Below are 16482 nucleotides of genomic sequence, written 5' to 3' on the forward strand. Positions count from 1 at the left end.
TTGGAGTCCGCCCGGCGGGCGGGCGTCGGCGCGCGGCCGCGCCGCCGGGCGGAAGCGGGTCAGCCGCCCAGGCGGGCGTACCGGGCGCGCAGGTCGGCCGCGCCCTGGTCCGTGAGCGTGCCGTGGAGTCGCATCCGGGCGACGCCGCCGTCGGGGAAGGCGTCGAGCCGGACGTGGGTGACGACGGTCTGCGCGGGCAGCTTGAAGCGGTGCGGGGTGTCGGGCTGGAGGCGGGTGCGCGGGATGATCTCGAACCACTCGCCGGACTCGCCGTCGCGGCCCTGGAGGGCGATCCAGCCGGCCGAGTTGCCCTTGAGGTAGGCGGTGTCGATCTCGACGGCGCGGACGGCGCCCTGGGCGACGAGCCGGAAGCGGACCCAGTCGTTGGTGCCGCGGACCCGGCGGCGGCGGTTCTCCCAGCCGTCGTCCATCTTGCGGGAGGTGCCGGGCAGGATGATCTGGGTCGGCGAGGAGTAGAACTTGTCGGAGGCGTCTTCGTACGAGCCGCCGTTGAGCACGGCGATCAGGTCGAGCGTGCCGAGGAGTTCCAGCCATTCGGGGTCGGGCACGACCTCGCCGTGGACGCGGAGCCGGGCGACGCCGCCGTCGGGGTGCTGGCAGAGCCGTACGTGGGTGAAGCGGCGCTCGGCGGTGATCTCGAAGCCGTTGGCGGCGTGGCCGCGGACGGGGGTGGGCGGGACGAGCTCCTCCCACTTCGCGTCGAGCAGCTCGGCGGGGCTGGGCGAACCCTCGACGGCGGCGGCCTGGATGCTCACCTTCTGCGGGTAGTTGCCGCGGAAGTGCGCGGTGTCGACGACGATCCCGCGGATCACGCCGGGGGCGCCGAGGCGGACGATCGCCCAGTCGTGGTCCTCGGGGGCGGGGAAGACGTTCTCGGCGTCGGCGCCTCGGCGGCGGCGGGTCTCCCAGCCGTCCATGATCTTGCCCTTGTGGCCGAAGTGCTCCGGGTCGAAGACGGCCCGCTCGCGGACGAGGAGGTTCTCCCGCTCGGCGAAGAACTCGTCGTTGGCGGCGACGACGCCGGCGCCGAGCCGGCGGTCGGCGAGGTCGACGAGCTCGGTGAAGGTGAAGTCACCGGTGCGGTAGTCGGCGTAGGGGTCCCCGCCGGAGTAGGGGGCGGCGTCGTTCGCGTGCGGGTCCTGGTGCGCTTCGAGGCTGCTCATGGCCCCGACTCTCCCCCGACGGCGACTCTACGGTCCATCGAATGTTTTCGACGATGCTGTTCAGTTCCGCTGAACGGTCTCGCGGTCCGCCGCCGCCTGCCGGAGGGCTGCCAGCACCCGGGCCACCGCCGGGCCCTGCTCCGCCCCGCTCCGTACCGCCGCGACGACATGGCGGCGCGGCTGGTCGGCGGAGAGCACCCGCATGACGACCCCTGTGCCGCTCCGGCGGTCCGCGGAGGCCATCCGGGGCACGAGCGCGACGCCCATCCCGGCCTCGACCATGGCGAGGATCGCGGTCCAGCCGGAGGCACTGTGGGCCTGTTCGGGCACGAAGCCGGCGGCCTCGCAGGCGGCGGTGGTGATCTCGGACCAGGGGCCCGAGCCACCGAAGATCCACGGCTCGGCCGCGAGGTCGGCGAGCCGCAGGCCGGGCGCGTCGGCGAGCGGGTGGCCGGCGGGCAGGGCCACGTCGAGGGGGTCGGCGAGCAGCGGCACCCGGCTGTACTTGGGGTCGCGCGCGGGGGGCGCGTGGGCGGCGAGCGAGAGCGCGAGGTCGACCTCGCCGACCGTGAGGAGCTCGTACGCCTCCGCCGCCTCGGCCTCGCGGATCCGGACGTCGAGCCCGGGGTGGGCGGTCCGCAGCCGGCGTACGGCGGGCACGAGGAGCGCGGGCACGGAGGTGGAGAAGGCCGCCACCCGGACCTGACCGGCCTCGCCCCGCAGGTAGCCGTCGAGTTCGGCGTCGGCGCGCTCCAGCTGGGCGAAGACCGCCTCGGCGTGGCGCAGGACGAGATGGGCGGCGTCGGTGAGGCGGACCCGGCGCCCCTGGGCCTCGAGAAGCCGCACCCCGAGCTGTTTCGCGAGGTTGGTCAGCTGCTGCGAGACGGCCGAGGGGGTCATGAGCAGCGCCTGGGCGGTCGCGGTGACGGTGCCGCGGTCGCGGAGGGTGCGGAGGATCTGGAGCTTCTTGATGTCCCACTCGGTCATGGGGCGCAACCTATCGGGCCGAACTGAGGGCGACGCCACCGAGGATGAGCGCCATGCAGGCGCCGCCGAGGGCGCCGAGCCGTTCGCCGAGCAGCGCGTACGACAGGAGGGCGACGCAGACGGGCTGGAGGTAGTACACGACCCCGGCCCGGGCGGCCCCGATGAGGGCGATCGCCTTGTTCCAGGCGAAGAAGGCGACGGCGGAGGAGAAGACCCCGACGTACAGCAGGGGGCCGACGGTCGCGGTGCCGACGGTGAACCCGCCCTGGACGGCGAGGGACACGGCGTACGCGGGGGCGAGCATCAGGGCGCCGAGCAGGAACGTGGTGAAGAGGAAGGCGAGTCCGTCGATCTCGGCGGGCTTGCGCTTGAGCAGGGCGCTGTACGAGGCGAAGGAGAGGGCGGCGGCGAACATCCACAGGTCGCCGGCGGTGAAGTCGACGCGGAGGGAGCCCTTTCCGACGAGCAGGAGCACTCCGGCCGCGGCGATCAGCATCCCGAGGACGCGTCGGGTGCCGAGGCGCTCGCCGCCGAGCCGGGCGTAGACCGCCATGATCACCGGGGAAGCGGCCATGATCATTCCCATCGTGGAGGCGGAGGTGGTCAGGCCGGCCTGGTGCACGAGGGTGTTGTACAGGGCGACGCCGAGCAGTGCGGCGAGGGCGACGAAGCCGAGGTGGCGGCGGATCGTCCTCCACTGCCGCAGGAACGGGCGGGCGGCGAACGGCGCGACGGCGGTCAGCGCGATGATCCAGCGCCAGAAGACGGCCTGGACGGGCGGGACGGTGTCGGCCATGCCCCGGGTGGCGACGAAGCTGCCGGACCAGACGGCGGTGGCGAGGAGGGCGAGGAGCACGCCGAGGCCGGCGCCCCGCGCGAGCTTCCTCGCGGGCGCCGGCCTCTCGGTGGCTGCGGTGTCGGTGGGGTCGGTGGGGTGACGGGTGGTGGTGATCAGGCTCATGGCCCTTACCGTCGCAGCGCCGGACCCTCCAGGTCCATCGAAACTTCCTGACTGTTCTCTTCAGCTGCGCTGAACGGTTCGGCTTCGGGTGCGACCACCTGGGCCTTGGGTGCACGGGGGCTCAGCTGGCCGGCCAGGGTGGCGGCGAAGGCGATCACCATGCCGAGCACCTGCACCGGGCCGAGGGCCTGGCCGAGCGCCACCCAGCCGATGACGGCCGCGGTGATCGGGGAGAGCGGCCCGAGGAGGGTGGCGGAGGAGGCGCTCAGCCGCTCGATGCCACGGAACCAGAGGAAGTAGGAGATCGCGGTGTTGCCGAAGGCGAGGTAGGCGTAGCCGGCCAGGTTGGTGCCGGTCAGGGCCGGCGGAGCGCCCTCGATCAGGAAGGCGAGGGGCGCGATGACCAGACCGCCGGCGGTGAGCTGCCAGCCGGTGAGCGCGAGGGCGCCCACGCCCTCGGGGCGGCCCCAGCGCTTGGTGAAGACGATGCCGGCGGACATGGAGAGCGAGGAGAGGAGTCCGGCGAGCACGCCGATCAGGTCGAAGGCGGCCCCGGCCTTGAGGACCACGAGGCTGACGCCGAAGGCGGCGGCGACGGCGGTGAGCAGGGTCTTCGCCTGGGGCTTCTCGCCGAGGAAGAGGGTGGCGAGGCCGACGACGAAGAGGGGGCCGACGGAGCCGACGACCGCGGCGACTCCGCCGGGCAGCCGGTAGGCGGCGAGGAAGAGCAGCGGGAAGAAGGCGCCGATGTTGAGGGCCCCGAGGACCGCGGACTTCCACCACCAGGCGCCCTGCGGGAGCTTCCGGGTGAGGGCGAGGAGCAGGAGGCCGGCGGGCAGGGCGCGCATGAGGCCGGTGAAGAGCGGCCGGTCGGGCGGCAGGAACTCGGTGGTGACGAAGTAGGTGGAGCCCCAGGAGATCGGGGCGAGGGCGGTGAGCGCGACGACGGCGGCCTTGCGGGACATGACGGTTCCCCCCTGCTGTGGAGTGCCGGACTCTGCGGAGAGCCGGACTGGCTTGGCGGTAATTAACTTACCACTAAGCTACTTACTTGCAAGAGGCTTACTTGCGATCGAGTTGAGAAGAAGGGAACACTGAGGCCCATGACGAAGCAGACCCCCGAGCACGACGCCGTCGACGCCATCACCGACCAGTGGGCGGCCGTCCGCCCCGACCTGGACACGGTGCCGATGGCGGTCTTCGGCCGCATCTACCGGCTGGCCAACGCCATGCGCGCCAAAGTGGACAAGGCGTACGCGCCCTACGGCATGGCGCTCGGGGAGTTCGACGTGCTCGCGACGCTGCGCAGGTCCGGAGCGCCGTACACGCTCTCGCCGCGCGAGCTGACCGCCACGCTGATGATCACCACCGGCGGCATGACCGGCCGGCTGGACAAGCTGGAGAAGGCCGGGCTGCTGACCCGCAGCCCCGACCCGAACGACCGGCGCGGGCTGCGAGTCACCCTCAGCGAGCGCGGCAGGGAACTGGTGGACCAGGCCGTCGGAGCCGGTCTCGGGGAGCAGCGGGCCGCCCTGGAGGCCGCGCTCACCCAGGAGGAGGCGGACCAGTTGGCGGGGCTGCTGCGGAAGCTCCTCGCGACCACCGTGTGAGGAGCCCGTACGCGCGTGAGGGCGCCGCACGGTACGTCGTACCGTGCGGCGCCCTCGCGGGAGAAAGAGGAGGCGGTCAGGCCTTCTTGGACTTGTCGAGCACCATCACCAGGCCGGCGATCACCGCGAACAGCACCAGCGGCGCCGCCACGTACAGGCCGAGGGTCTCGGCGACACTCAGCTTGGGGGCCGGGTCGTCACCGTCGTCGCGGGTGAGCGCGAACGCGGGGGACGACATGAGCAGCATCATCAGCGTCGTACCGGCCGCGAGCGAGCCGGCGCGCAGAGCGTTCTTCTTGTCCACGGTGCAAACGTAGCGAACGCCTAGACGGGCCGCGCGCCCGGGGGTGCCGTACGGGCGTTCCCGACCGCCGTCCGGGCGTGCAGCTCGCGCAGCAGGGCGTGCGCCCGGGGCGAGGCGGCGAGCTGCTCCAGGGTGAGCGGCTGGCCGTCCGCACCCGCCAGCGGCAGCCGCCAGTTGGGATACTCGTCCCAGGTGCCCGGCAGGTTCTGGGGCCTGCGGTCCCCCACCGCGTCCGGCAGCCACACGCCGACCATCCGGGCGGGGGTGGCGAGCAGGAAGCGGTGGACCGCCCTGATCTCGGCCTCCTCGTCCCCCGCCCCCTCCGGAAGCAGCCCCGACCGCGCGAACACGCCCAGCCACTCGGCGGTCTCCGCCGCGTCCGCCGCGCGCTCCCGCTCCACGTCACCGGGGAGCAGCCCGAGCCGGTGCCGCAGGCCGATGTGCTCGCCGGAGAGCCGGGCGGCGGTGGGGGGCAGGTCGTGGGTGGTGGCGGTGGCGACGCACTCCGCGCGCCACTCCCCCGCGGGCAGCGGCCGGCCGGTGCCCGCCCAGTCCCGCTCGAACCAGAGCACGGAGGTCCCGAACACCCCGCGCCGGGCCAGCTCCTCCCGTACGCCCGGCTCGACCGTGCCGAGGTCCTCGCCGATGACGAGGGCGCCGGCGCGGTGCGCCTCCAGGACGAGGACGGCGAGCATCGCCTCGGCGTCGTACCGGACGTACGTGCCCTCGGTGGGTTCGCGGCCCTCCGGCACCCACCAGAGCCGGAAGAGGCCCATCACGTGGTCGATGCGCAGTGCGCCCGCGTGGCGGAGGAGTTCGCGCAGCAGTCCCCGGTACGGGGCGTAGCCGGCGGCGGCGAGGGCGTCGGGCCGCCAGGGCGGCAGGCCCCAGTCCTGGCCCCGGGAGTTGAAGGCGTCGGGCGGGGCGCCGACCGACATGCCGGCCGCGAAGGCCTCCTGCTGGGCCCAGGTGTCCGAGCCCTCGGGGTGGACGCCGACCGCGAGGTCGTGGACGATCCCGGCCTCCATGCCGGCCTCGCGGGCGGCCGCGGCGGCGTCGGCGAGCTGCCGGTCGGTCAGCCAGGCCAGTCGGCAGTGGAAGTCGACCCGGGCGGCCAGGGCGGGGTCGGCGCGGACGGCGGCCTCTGCGGTGCGCGGCGTGCGCAGCTCCTCGGGCCAGGTCCGCCAGTGGGGGCCGTGCCGCTCGGCGAGGGCCTGGTAGGTGGCGTGGTCCTCCAGGGCGCGGCCCCGCTCGGCGAGGAAGTCGTGGAAGTCGGCGCGGCGGCCGGGACCGGGCTCCACGGTGCCGAGCACCAGTTCCAGGGCCCGCCGCTTGACCTCCCACACGGCGTCCCGGTCGATCAGGGCCCCCTTGCCGAGGACCCGTTCGCGCAGTTCGGCCGCGTCGGCGAGGATCCGGTCGAGCTCCTCGCGGCGCTCGGGCCCCACCAGGGCGTACTCGGGGATCTCCTCGATCCGCAGATGGACGGGGTCCGGGAAACGGCGCGTGGACGGGCGGTACGGGGAGGGGTCGCCCGGCGACCCGGGTACGGCCGCGTGGAGCGGGTTGACCTGGACGAACCCGGCTCCGTGCGTGCGGCCCGCCCAGGTGACGAGTTCCCGCAGGTCGCCCAGGTCGCCCATGCCCCAGGAGCGGATGGAGAGCAGCGAGTACAGCTGGACGAGCAGCCCGTAGGCGCGCCGCCCGGGGCCGGGGACGCGCGCGGGGCTCACGATCAGGGTGCCGGTGGCCGCACGCCCGTCGGGGGCCTGGGCCTCGACCGTGTGGACGCCGAACGGCAGCCCGGACCAGTCCTGGCCGGTGACGACCGCGCCGTCCTCGGTGGTGACGCGCAGACGGGTGCCGGGCGGCAGGTCCGCCGGCGGCCTGGCCGGTTCGTCGCCGTGGTGGTGGATCAGGACCGGGGGCAGCAGGCGCTCCCGGTCGGCGCGTTCCGCCGCGTCGAGGGCGGCGGCGACCGCCTCCGGGGTGGCGGCGTCGACGCCCAGGGCGGCGAGGACGGCCACCACGGTGGCCTCCGGCACGGGAACCGTGACGCCTTCCGACGGGCTGTGGGCGGTGGCGACGCCGTGACGGGCGGCGAGACGGGCCAGGGTCACTTCACACTCCGGGGGACTCCGGGCCGCCCGCGCTGCCGGGGGCGGTGGGTTCGCTGGTCAGGGGGGCCGCCACGGCCAGGGGCGGTTCGCTGGTGAGGGGGGAGGCGTCGGGCAGGGGCGGCTCGCTGGTCAGCGGTTCACCGGCCGGCGCCGACTGCTGGGGAACTCGTATCCGTCCGAGGTGGGGGGCGGTGGTGGTCACGGGGATCTCCCGGTTCGTCTCGACAGGTGGGACCTGGGCAACGAGAGAGACCTACCCAGCGCACCTCGTTTTACCGGCGGAACGCGGTGAAGTGACGTCACCTCGCCGACGGCTCGCCGGGCAAAGCCGACACATCGGCCACGCGCATTGACACGTCCGTGCGACGGGTGGTGGGCTCGTGACCCACTCGTGACCAAACCGGCGGAGCGGCCGGCCCCGGCCGAAGGGAGAGCCCCGTGCACCTCGGGCGCAGGAAGCGCACCGCGACGGCCGTCGCCGCCGCCGTCATCGGCGGGTTCCTGGGCGGCGCGGTGCCGGGCCCGGCGCAGGCCGCCCCGACCCCCTTCGCCCCGACGGCAGCCGCGACGCCGAGGGACCCTTCCGCTTCCGCGACTCCCCCGGCTCCCGTGAAGCCGGCCGCCACCGCGGCGGCCCCGGGGAACGCCTCCGCCGCGCGCGTACCCGCCGTCTGGCCCCGCCCGCAGTCCCTGACCGCAGCCGGGCCCTCCGTACGCCTCGGGGACGAGGTGACGCTGCTGGCGGACGCCGACGCCGATCCGTACGCCCTCGCCGCCCTGCGCGAGCTGCTGCGGGCCGCCGGGGTACGGACCCTCCACACCGGCCTGCCCGGCCGTGGCCCGGTCCTGCGGGCCGCCGGACCCTCCGGCGAGGGCGTGGAGGAGACGCTGACCGCCCTGCGCGTGCCCGAGCGCCTCGATCTGCCGCGCGGCGGCTACCGGCTCGCGACGGGCCGCTTCCAGAGGCGGGACACCGTCGTCCTGGACGGGGTCGGCGAGGACGGCCTGTTCCACGCCGTCCAGACGTTGCGTCAGCTCCTCGGCGCCGGCCGGGAGGTCCCCGGGGTGGTCGTCCGCGACTGGCCCGGGACGGCCGAGCGCGGCATCACCGAGGGCTTCTACGGCCGCCCCTGGACCCGGGAACAGCGACTGGCCCAGCTGGACTTCCTGGGCCGGACCAAGCAGAACCGCTATCTGTACGCGCCCGGGGACGACCCGTACCGCCAGGCGCAGTGGCGCGAGCCCTATCCGGCCGCGCAGCAGGACGAGTTCCGCGAGCTCGCCGAACGGGCCCGCGCCAACCACGTGACGCTCGGCTGGGCCGTGGCGCCCGCCCAGTCCATGTGCCTGGCCTCGGCCGGCGACGTGGCGGCGCTGACGCGGAAGCTGGACGCGATGTGGGAGCTGGGGGTGCGCTCCTTCCAGCTGCAGTTCCAGGACGCCTCCTACGACGAGTGGCACTGCGACCGGGACGCCGACGCCTTCGGGCGCGGACCGGAGGCCGCGGCGACCGCCCACGCGCGCGTGGCGAACGCCGTCGCCCGGAGCCTCGCCGACCGGCACCCGGGCGCCGAGCCGCTGACGGTGATGCCCACGGAGTACTACCAGGACGGCGCGACCGCGTACCGCACGACGCTCGCCCGGGCGCTCGACCCGGAGGTGCGGGTGGCGTGGACGGGCGTCGGCGTCGTCCCGCGCACGATCACCGGCGGCGAACTGGCGGGGGCGCGCGAGGCCATGGGCCGCCACCCGCTGGTCACCATGGACAACTACCCGGTCAACGACTACGCGCAGGACCGGCTCTTCCTCGGTCCCGCCACCGGCCGCGAGCCGGCCGTGGCCGCCGGTTCCGCCGCCTTCCTCGCGCACGCGATGGAACAGCCCGCCGCCTCCCGGATCCCGCTCTTCACCACGGCCGACTACGCCTGGAACCCCCGGGGCTACCGGCCCCGCGAGTCCTGGCAGGCGGCGGTGGACGATCTCGCGGGTGCCGACCCCGCCGCCCGCGAGGCGCTGCGCGCGCTCGCCGGGAACGGCTCCTCGTCGATCCTCGACCCGGCGGGCGAATCCGCCTATCTGAAGCCGCTCCTGGCGGCGTTCTGGGCGTCCCGCTCGAGCACCGGCACGACGGCGCGGGAGAAGGAGACGCGGGAGCGGGCGGCGCGCGGGCTGCGGGCCGCGTTCACCGTGATGCGCCGGGCCCCCGAGCGGCTCACGGCCTCGGCCGACGGCACCCTCGACGACGAGACCGGGCCCTGGCTGGAGCAGCTCTCGCGGTACGGCCGGGCGGGCGAGACGGCGGTCGACATGCTCCTCGCCCAGACACGCGGCGACGGCGCGGCGGCCTGGCGGGTGCAGCTGGACCTGGAGGCACAGCGGAAGGCCCTGGAGACGAGCCGGGTGACGGTCGGCCCGGGCGTCCTCGATCCCTTCCTCACGCGCGCGGTGGCGGAGTCGGCGGCCTGGACCGGCGCCGCCCGGACCCCGGCGGCGCGCGCGGACCGCGCCCCCGGCTCGTACACCGTGCGGCTCGACCGGACCCGGCCCGTGGAGGCGCTCACGGTCATGACGGAGCCGGGCGGCGCCGCTGAGCGGGGCGACGCGCGCGTGGAGGCGTACGTCCCCGGGGAGGGCTGGCGGCCGCTCGGCCCGCTGTCGGCGTCCGGGTGGACGCAGACCGAGCCGAAGGGGCTGAAGGCGGACGCGCTGCGGGTCGTGTGGAGCGGCGACGGTCCGGCGCCCGTGGTGCGCTCGCTCGTGCCGTGGTTCGCGGACGGGCCGCGCGCCGGACTCGACCTCGCCAGGACCGAGACGGACGCGGAGATCGGCGGCCCGGCGCAGCGGGTGGACGTGGAGCTGACGGGCCGGCGGGCGGGCGAGGTCCGCGGGCCGCTGACGGCGAGGGCCCCGAAGGGCATCGCGGTCCGACTGCCGGCGCGGGCCGCGGTGGCGCGCGGCGCGCGGACCAACGTCCCGCTGGAGGTGTCGGTGGCTGCGGGGGTGCCGGCCGGGTCCTACCGGGTCCCGGTGTCCTTCGCGGGCGAGGAGCGGGTCCTGACGGTGCGGGCCTTCCCCCGGGCGGCGGGCCCGGATCTGGCGCGCGCCGCGAGGGCCTCCTCCTCGGGCGACGAGACCCCGGACTTCCCGGCGGTCGCCGCGGTGGACGGCGACCCGGCGACCCGCTGGTCCTCGCCGGCGGAGGACGGCGCCTGGTGGCAGCTGGAGCTGCCCGAGCCGGCCCGGATAGGGCAGGTGGTGCTGCACTGGCAGGACGCGTACGCCTCCCGCTACCGGGTCCAGGTCTCCGCCGACGGGCGGGTCTGGCGGACGGCGGCGACCGTCGCGGACGGCAGGGGCGGCCGGGAGTCGGTCCGGATGGACGCGGCGGACACCCGCTTCCTGCGGGTGCAGGGCGAGACACGGGCGACGCGCTTCGGCTACTCGCTCTGGTCGGTGGAGACCTACGCGGTGGCCCCGCAGGACCCTCCGAAGAGCACGCCCGAGGACACGTCCGCGGGGGCGGCCGAGAGCCCGCCCGAGGGGGCGCCCGAGGCCACGCCTGACGGCACGCCCGAGGAGCGGCCCACCCCCTGAGGGGTGCACCGCTCCGTACCGGCGGCCCCCGCGTACGCGAGAGGCCCGGCTCAACCCGTCGTCAGGGCCCTCACGGGGGTCTCCGCGACGGAGTCGATCCGGGCCATCACGTCCTCGGCGCCGTACGGCTCGAGGTACGGCAGCCAGCGCGGGTCCCGGTGTCCGGTCCCGATGATCCGCCAGGCCAGGCCGGTCGGCGGGGCGGGTTGGTGCCGCAGCCGCCAGCCCAGCTCGCGCAGGTGCCGGTCGGCCTTGACGTGGTTGCAGCGGCGGCAGGCCGCCACCACGTTCTCCCAGGCGTGCGTGCCCCCGCGGCTGCGCGGGATGACGTGGTCGACGCTGGTGGCGACGGCCCCGCAGTACGCGCAGCGCCCGCCGTCGCGCGCGAAGAGCGCCCGGCGGGTCAAGGGAACGGGCCCCCGGTAGGGGACCCGCACGAAGCGCTTCAGTCGCACCACGCTGGGAGCGGGGAGGACTTGGGTCTCGCTGTGCAGGAAGGCGCCGGACTCCTCGAGGCAGAGAGCCTTGTTCTCCAGTACGAGGACGAGTGCGCGGCGGAGCGGTACGACGCCGAGCGGCTCGTACGACGCGTTGAGGACCAGGACATGCGGCACGGATGCCTCCTATGACGCCGGCGGCGCGTGGCTCGCGCCGGGACGAACTGCTCTCAGTCTCTCCTCATGCCTGGTCGCGGCGCCACCACGTACCGGAATCGGGGTGACGGCCCCGGGGTGTTCTCGACCACATCGGCATCTCTCCCCGGTATGTGCCCAGGTGAGGTCGGTCTCTCCCTCGAACAGGGCTACGGGACCAGGCCCGGCGCGCCGTTACTGTGGATGGCCTGCGTACGCAAAGCCTGGAGGTTGTCCCGTGTCCTGGTCCGCCCTGGCGGCTGCCACCGAACCCGAACCGATGCCGACGACCCTGGACGAGGCCGCGGACCGGGCCACGAGCGCGGCGAGCTGGGTGGAGGAGAACTGGTCCACCTGGCTGAACACGGGGCTGCGCATCCTGCTGATCCTGGTCGTCGCGCTGCTGCTCCGGATGGCCGTCCGGCGTGCCCTGACGAAGCTGATCGAGCGGATGAACCGCTCGGCGCAGGCGGTGGAGGGGACGGCGCTCGGCGGGCTCCTGGTCAACACCGAGCGGCGGCGGCAGCGCTCGGAGGCGATCGGGTCGGTGCTCCGCTCGGTGGCGTCCTTCCTGATCCTGGGCACCGCCGGGCTGATGATCCTCGGCGCCTTCAAGATCGACCTGGCGCCCCTGCTGGCCTCGGCCGGTGTGGCCGGTGTGGCGATCGGTTTCGGCGCGCGGAACCTCGTGACGGACTTCCTGTCGGGCGTCTTCATGATCCTGGAGGACCAGTACGGCGTCGGCGACTCGGTCGACGCGGGCGTGGCCTCCGGCGAGGTCATCGAGGTGGGCCTGCGGGTGACCAAGCTGCGCGGGGTGGACGGCGAGATCTGGTACGTGCGCAACGGCGAGATCAAGCGGATCGGGAACCTCAGCCAGGGCTGGGCGACGGCCGGGGTGGACGTGACCGTCCGGCCGACGGAGGACCTGGAGCGGATCCGGTCCGTGATCTCGGGCGTGGCGGAGTCCATGGCGAAGGAGGAGCCGTGGAACGAGCGCCTGTGGGGCCCCGTGGAGGTGCTCGGCCTGAACGAGGTGCTGCTCGACTCGATGACGGTCCGGGTCTCCGTGAAGACGATGCCGGGGAAGGCGCTGGGCGTGGAGCGAGAGCTGCGCTGGCGCATCAAGCAGGGCCTGGACGAGGCCGGGATCCGGATCGTGGGCGGCGTCGCGGCGCAGGCGGAGGAGGCGGCGGCCGACCCGACGGCCGGCATGGCGGCCCCGTCGGTGTTCGCCTCGGCGACCTCGCCCCAGTCGGCGGCGGCCACCCCGCTGCCGAGGCCGGACCTCTCCAAGTAGTCCCTCCCTTCCCTCACGCCCCCGCCGGTAACGCTTCGGTTGCCTTCGGGGGCGTGTCGCGTTCCCGGCTATTGACGCCTCCGTGACGGCCGCCTTACCTTCTCCCCAACCAAATAGGAAACTTTCCTAACAGTGTTCTTCACCGTACGAGGGCAGGTGCGAGTCCCATGGCCGGTACGACCCCGGGAACCCCCGGCACGCCACGCGTCCTGCGGGCCATGAACGACCGTGCCGCGCTGGACCTGCTCCTGGAGCACGGCCCCCTCTCGCGAACCCGGATCGGCAAGCTCACGGGCCTGTCCAAGCCGACCGCCTCCCAGCTCCTCGCCCGCCTCGAAGCGGCCGGGCTCGTCGTCGCCACCGGCACCACCGAGGGCCGGCCCGGCCCGAACGCCCAGCTGTACGCGGTCGACGCGCGGGCCGCGTACGCCGCCGGGCTCGACGTCGACCAGCACCGCATCCACGCCGCCGTCGCCGACATCACCGGCGCGATCATCGGCGAGTTCGAGCTCCGCACCCCCGGCCGCTCCGCCTCCGGCGTCGTCCGCCAGGTCACCGACGCCCTCGACGGCGCGGTCAAGGCGGCCGGGATCACCCGCGAGGACGTGCGGCGCCTGGTCATCGGCACCCCCGGCGCCTTCGACCCGGCCACCGGGCGCCTGCGGTACGCCTCCCACCTGCCCGGCTGGCACTCCCCCACCCTCCTGGAGGAGCTGGCCGCGGCCCTGCCCATGCCGTTCGAGTACGAGAACGACGTCAACCTCGTCGCCGTCGCCGAACAGCGCCTGGGCGCCGCCCGGGGGCACGACGACTTCGCCCTCCTGTGGAACGAGGGGGGTCTCGGCGCCGCCCTCGTCCTCGGCGGGCGGCTGCACCGCGGTTTCACCGGGGGCGCCGGCGAGCTCGGCTTCCTGCCCGTGCCCGGCACCCCGCTCGTACGGCAGGTCACCAAGGCCAACTCCGGCGGCTTCCAGGAGCTCGCGGGCATCCAGGCCGTGCCCCGGATCGCCCGCGCCGCCGGGATCGAGACCCCCGACCACCCGTACGTACCGGTGGTGACCGGGCTGCTGTCCCGGGCCGTCGAGACCCACGAGGACGACCCCCGGTACGCGGAGCTGCTCGACCGGTACGCCGAACGCCTCGCCACCGGACTCGCCTCCCTCGTCGCCGTCCTGGACCCCGAACTCATCGTGCTGTCCGGAGACGCCCTCGTCACCGGCGGCGAACCCCTGCGCGCGCGCGTGCAGGCCGAACTCGCCGACCTCGCCCCCTCCCGGCCACGGCTCGTCCTCTCCACCGTGCGCCGCGGCCCCGTCCTGCGCGGGGCCCTCGAAAGCGCCCTCGCCACCACGCGCGACGAGGTCTTCGACACCTCGCGCTGACCGTCCCCGCCCCTCCGCCACGCCGAAACCCGCCCAGGGAGATTCCGTCATGCCCGTCCGCCCGCGCAGAGCCGCCGCCGCGCTCGCCGCCACCGCATCGATCACCCTCTTCGCCTCCGCGTGTACCGGCTCCCCGGACAACGCGGCCACCGACGACCCCAAGGCCGAGACCACCATCACCTTCTGGCACGGCTGGTCGGCGCCCGCCGAGGTCAAGGCGATCGAGGACAGCGTCGACCGCTTCGAGAAGGCCCACCCGAACATCAAGGTGAAGCTCGTCGGCGACATCAACGACGACAAGCTGGGCCAGGCGCTGCGCGCGGGCGGCTCGAACGGACCCGACGTCGTCTCCTCCTTCACCACCTCCAACGTCGGCAAGTTCTGCGCCTCGGGCGCCCTCGCCGACCTCAAGCCCTTCATGGAGAAGTCGAAGCTGGACCTGGACAAGACCTTCCCGAAGGTCCTCCAGCGGTACACCCAGTTCGAGGGGAAGCGCTGCTCCCTGCCGCTGCTCTCCGACGCGTACGGGCTCTACTACAACAAGGACGCGTTCAGGGCCGCCGGTCTCGACCCCGAGGCCCCGCCGAAGACCTGGTCCCAGTTCACCGAGGTCGCGAAGAAGCTCACCAAGCCGAAGGGCGACTCCTACGAGCAGCTCGGCTTCATGCCGACGTACCTCGGCTACGAGACCGTCGTCGAGCACTACATGTCGCAGTGGGACCACGCGTACTTCGACGAGAACGGCAAGTCGAACGTCGCCAAGGACCCGGCGTTCGCCGAGATGATGACGTACCAGAAGTCCCTGGTGGACTCGCTCGGCGGATTCGAGAAGCTCGACAGGTACCGCACCACCTTCGGCGACGAGATGGGCGCCAAGCACCCCTTCCACACCGGGCAGGTCGCCATGCAGCTCGACGGCGAGTGGCGGCTGAACTTCATCAAGCAGGCGAACGTCGGCTTCGAGGTCGGCGTCGCGCCGCTGCCGGTCGCCGACGACGAGGTGGCGGAGTACGGCAAGGGCTACCTCTCCGGCACGATCATGGGCATCGCGCCGCAGAGCAGGAAGCAGAACGCGGCCTGGGAGCTGGTCAAGTACCTGACCACGGACACCGACGCCGTGGTGCAGTTCGCCAACGCCATCGGGAACGTGCCCTCCACGTTCGAGGCCCTCAAGTCGCCGAAGCTGACCTTCGACAAGCGTTTCAAGACCTTCCTGGACATCGCCCGGCACCCCGAGTCCACCACCCCGGACGGCGCCGTGAACGGCCCCGCCTACCAGGAGACGCTCTCCCGGCTCGCCCAGCAGTACGAGAAGGGCCGGGTCACGGACCTGAAGAAGGGCCTCGCGGACGCCGCGGCCCAGATCGACCGCGACATCGCCGCGGCGAAGTGACGGCCGGCGGTCACCCATGAGCACGGACACCCTGCCCGCGAAGGCGGCGGCCGGCACACCGGCCGCCACCGCCCCGGGGCGGCACACGCCGAAGTCCAGGCGCCGGCGCGAAGCGCTGCGCGCCCTGGCCTTCATGTCGCCCTGGCTGATCGGCTTCGGCGTCTTCTTCGCCTACCCGCTGATCTCCACCCTGTACTTCTCGTTCATGCGGTACGACGGCCTCAACCCGCCGACCTGGCGGGGCCTGGAGAACTGGACGTACGTCCTCACGGCGTTCCCCAAGTTCTGGCCGGCCCTGCAGAACACCCTCTGGCTCTGCCTCGTCATGGTCACCTGCCGGGTCGTCTTCGGCCTCGGCGTCGGCATGCTGATCACCAAGATCAAGACAGGGGCAGGAGTCTTCCGCACCCTCTTCTACCTGCCGTACCTGGCACCCCCGGTGGCGGCCACGCTCGCGTTCGTCTTCCTGCTCAACCCCGGCACGGGACCGGTCAACTCACTCCTGGAGGCGGTCGGCGTCCCGGCCCCCTCCTGGTTCAACGACGCGGCCTGGGCCAAGCCCGCGCTGACCGTGCTCGCCGTCTGGGGCGTCGGTGACCTCATGGTCATCTTCATGGCCGCGCTCCTCGACGTGCCGAAGGAGCAGTACGAGGCCGCCGAGCTCGACGGCGCCTCCGCGTGGCAGCGCTTCCGCTACGTCACGCTGCCCAGCATCTCGCCGATCGTGCTCTTCGCGGTCGTCACCGGGATCATCGGCGCGATGCAGTACTACACGCAGCCGATCGTGGCCTCCAAGGTCGCCTCGGGCGTGTTGGGCGGCTCGGGCGTCACCTTCCAGCCCGGTTATCCGGACGACTCGACGCTGACCCTCCCGCAGCTGGTCTACAGCCTCGGCTTCAGCCAGTTCAACTACGGCGCGGCCAGCGTCGTGGCCCTGGTGCTCTTCGCGTTCTCCATGGCCTTCACCGCGCTCCTCATGCGCCGGCGCGGCGGCCTGATCGGTTCGGGTGACTGA

At 73.7% G+C, this 16482-nt stretch carries 14 protein-coding genes; 6 read left to right on the forward strand and 8 right to left on the reverse strand.

Going from position 1 to position 16482, the window contains the following annotated elements; all coding sequences use genetic code 11:
- Positions 1-59: 59 nt before the first annotated feature.
- From alc to ACZ51I_RS04110, 4 genes are read right to left on the reverse strand one after another with little or no spacing between them, the layout of a single operon-like run.
- Entirely contained in the window at positions 60-1184 is a 1125-nt protein-coding gene (gene alc, locus ACZ51I_RS04095; protein ID WP_468871343.1) for an allantoicase, read from the reverse strand.
- A gap of 60 nt (positions 1185-1244) precedes the next feature.
- The gene (locus ACZ51I_RS04100; protein ID WP_468871344.1) at positions 1245-2171 is read right to left on the reverse strand and encodes a LysR family transcriptional regulator; all 927 of its coding nucleotides are present in this window, start codon (positions 2169-2171) and stop codon (positions 1245-1247) included.
- Between the two features lie 10 nt (positions 2172-2181).
- On the reverse strand, positions 2182-3132 hold the full coding sequence (locus tag ACZ51I_RS04105) for a DMT family transporter (protein WP_468871345.1): 951 nt from the start codon (positions 3130-3132) through the stop codon (positions 2182-2184).
- 5 nt (positions 3133-3137) lie between these two features.
- Positions 3138-4097 (reverse strand): EamA family transporter, encoded by a 960-nt coding sequence (locus ACZ51I_RS04110; protein WP_468871347.1) that lies wholly within the window; start codon positions 4095-4097, stop codon positions 3138-3140.
- 138 nt (positions 4098-4235) lie between these two features.
- On the opposite strand from ACZ51I_RS04110, the gene ACZ51I_RS04115 reads away from it, so the two are divergent.
- Positions 4236-4742: a MarR family winged helix-turn-helix transcriptional regulator gene (locus tag ACZ51I_RS04115; protein WP_468871348.1), complete on the forward strand. Its 507-nt coding sequence runs from the start codon at positions 4236-4238 to the stop codon at positions 4740-4742.
- A 76-nt stretch (positions 4743-4818) separates the two neighbouring features.
- Here ACZ51I_RS04115 and ACZ51I_RS04120 read toward each other — a convergent pair whose 3' ends face one another.
- Genes ACZ51I_RS04120 through ACZ51I_RS04130 form a run of 3 tightly spaced genes read right to left on the reverse strand, consistent with a single transcriptional unit; the run spans position 4819 to position 7368 of the window.
- Positions 4819-5046 (reverse strand): hypothetical protein, encoded by a 228-nt coding sequence (locus tag ACZ51I_RS04120; RefSeq protein ID WP_468871349.1) that lies wholly within the window; start codon positions 5044-5046, stop codon positions 4819-4821.
- 20 nt (positions 5047-5066) lie between these two features.
- Positions 5067-7166 carry a 4-alpha-glucanotransferase gene (gene malQ, locus ACZ51I_RS04125; RefSeq protein WP_468871351.1) on the reverse strand — a complete coding sequence of 700 codons (2100 nt, stop codon included), beginning with the start codon at positions 7164-7166 and terminating at the stop codon, positions 5067-5069.
- A 1-nt stretch (position 7167) separates the two neighbouring features.
- The gene (locus ACZ51I_RS04130) at positions 7168-7368 is read right to left on the reverse strand and encodes a hypothetical protein (RefSeq protein ID WP_403533646.1); all 201 of its coding nucleotides are present in this window, start codon (positions 7366-7368) and stop codon (positions 7168-7170) included.
- A 236-nt stretch (positions 7369-7604) separates the two neighbouring features.
- On the opposite strand from ACZ51I_RS04130, the gene ACZ51I_RS04135 reads away from it, so the two are divergent.
- Positions 7605-10760, forward strand: a complete 3156-nt coding sequence (locus tag ACZ51I_RS04135) for a beta-N-acetylglucosaminidase domain-containing protein (protein WP_468871352.1) — start codon at positions 7605-7607, stop codon at positions 10758-10760.
- A gap of 50 nt (positions 10761-10810) precedes the next feature.
- Here ACZ51I_RS04135 and ACZ51I_RS04140 read toward each other — a convergent pair whose 3' ends face one another.
- A complete protein-coding gene (locus ACZ51I_RS04140; protein ID WP_468871353.1) occupies positions 10811-11374 on the reverse strand; it encodes an HNH endonuclease in 564 nt (187 codons plus the stop codon).
- A gap of 298 nt (positions 11375-11672) precedes the next feature.
- Between ACZ51I_RS04140 and ACZ51I_RS04145 the strand changes: the two genes are divergently transcribed.
- From ACZ51I_RS04145 to ACZ51I_RS04160, 4 genes are all read left to right on the forward strand, one after another.
- A complete protein-coding gene (locus ACZ51I_RS04145; RefSeq protein ID WP_468871693.1) occupies positions 11673-12692 on the forward strand; it encodes a mechanosensitive ion channel family protein in 1020 nt (339 codons plus the stop codon).
- A 167-nt stretch (positions 12693-12859) separates the two neighbouring features.
- Positions 12860-14074, forward strand: a complete 1215-nt coding sequence (locus tag ACZ51I_RS04150; RefSeq protein WP_468871355.1) for an ROK family transcriptional regulator — start codon at positions 12860-12862, stop codon at positions 14072-14074.
- A gap of 49 nt (positions 14075-14123) precedes the next feature.
- The gene (locus ACZ51I_RS04155; protein ID WP_468871356.1) at positions 14124-15467 is read left to right on the forward strand and encodes an ABC transporter substrate-binding protein; all 1344 of its coding nucleotides are present in this window, start codon (positions 14124-14126) and stop codon (positions 15465-15467) included.
- Between the two features lie 133 nt (positions 15468-15600).
- Positions 15601-16482: a carbohydrate ABC transporter permease gene (locus ACZ51I_RS04160; RefSeq protein ID WP_468871694.1), complete on the forward strand. Its 882-nt coding sequence runs from the start codon at positions 15601-15603 to the stop codon at positions 16480-16482.

The organism is Streptomyces sp. NPDC034084 (genome assembly GCF_055575535.1).

Excerpts from the sequence above, each read along its gene's own strand:
- alc (WP_468871343.1), bottom strand. The coding sequence starts at position 1,184 with ATGAGCAGCCTCGAAGCGCACCAGGACCCGCACGCGAACGACGCCGCC.
- ACZ51I_RS04100 (WP_468871344.1), bottom strand. The coding sequence starts at position 2,171 with ATGACCGAGTGGGACATCAAGAAGCTCCAGATCCTCCGCACCCTCCGC.
- ACZ51I_RS04105 (WP_468871345.1), bottom strand. The coding sequence starts at position 3,132 with ATGAGCCTGATCACCACCACCCGTCACCCCACCGACCCCACCGACACC.
- ACZ51I_RS04110 (WP_468871347.1), bottom strand. The coding sequence starts at position 4,097 with ATGTCCCGCAAGGCCGCCGTCGTCGCGCTCACCGCCCTCGCCCCGATC.
- ACZ51I_RS04115 (WP_468871348.1), top strand. The coding sequence starts at position 4,236 with ATGACGAAGCAGACCCCCGAGCACGACGCCGTCGACGCCATCACCGAC.
- ACZ51I_RS04145 (WP_468871693.1), top strand. The coding sequence starts at position 11,673 with ATGCCGACGACCCTGGACGAGGCCGCGGACCGGGCCACGAGCGCGGCG.
- ACZ51I_RS04150 (WP_468871355.1), top strand. The coding sequence starts at position 12,860 with ATGGCCGGTACGACCCCGGGAACCCCCGGCACGCCACGCGTCCTGCGG.
- ACZ51I_RS04155 (WP_468871356.1), top strand. The coding sequence starts at position 14,124 with ATGCCCGTCCGCCCGCGCAGAGCCGCCGCCGCGCTCGCCGCCACCGCA.
- ACZ51I_RS04160 (WP_468871694.1), top strand. The coding sequence starts at position 15,601 with ATGTCGCCCTGGCTGATCGGCTTCGGCGTCTTCTTCGCCTACCCGCTG.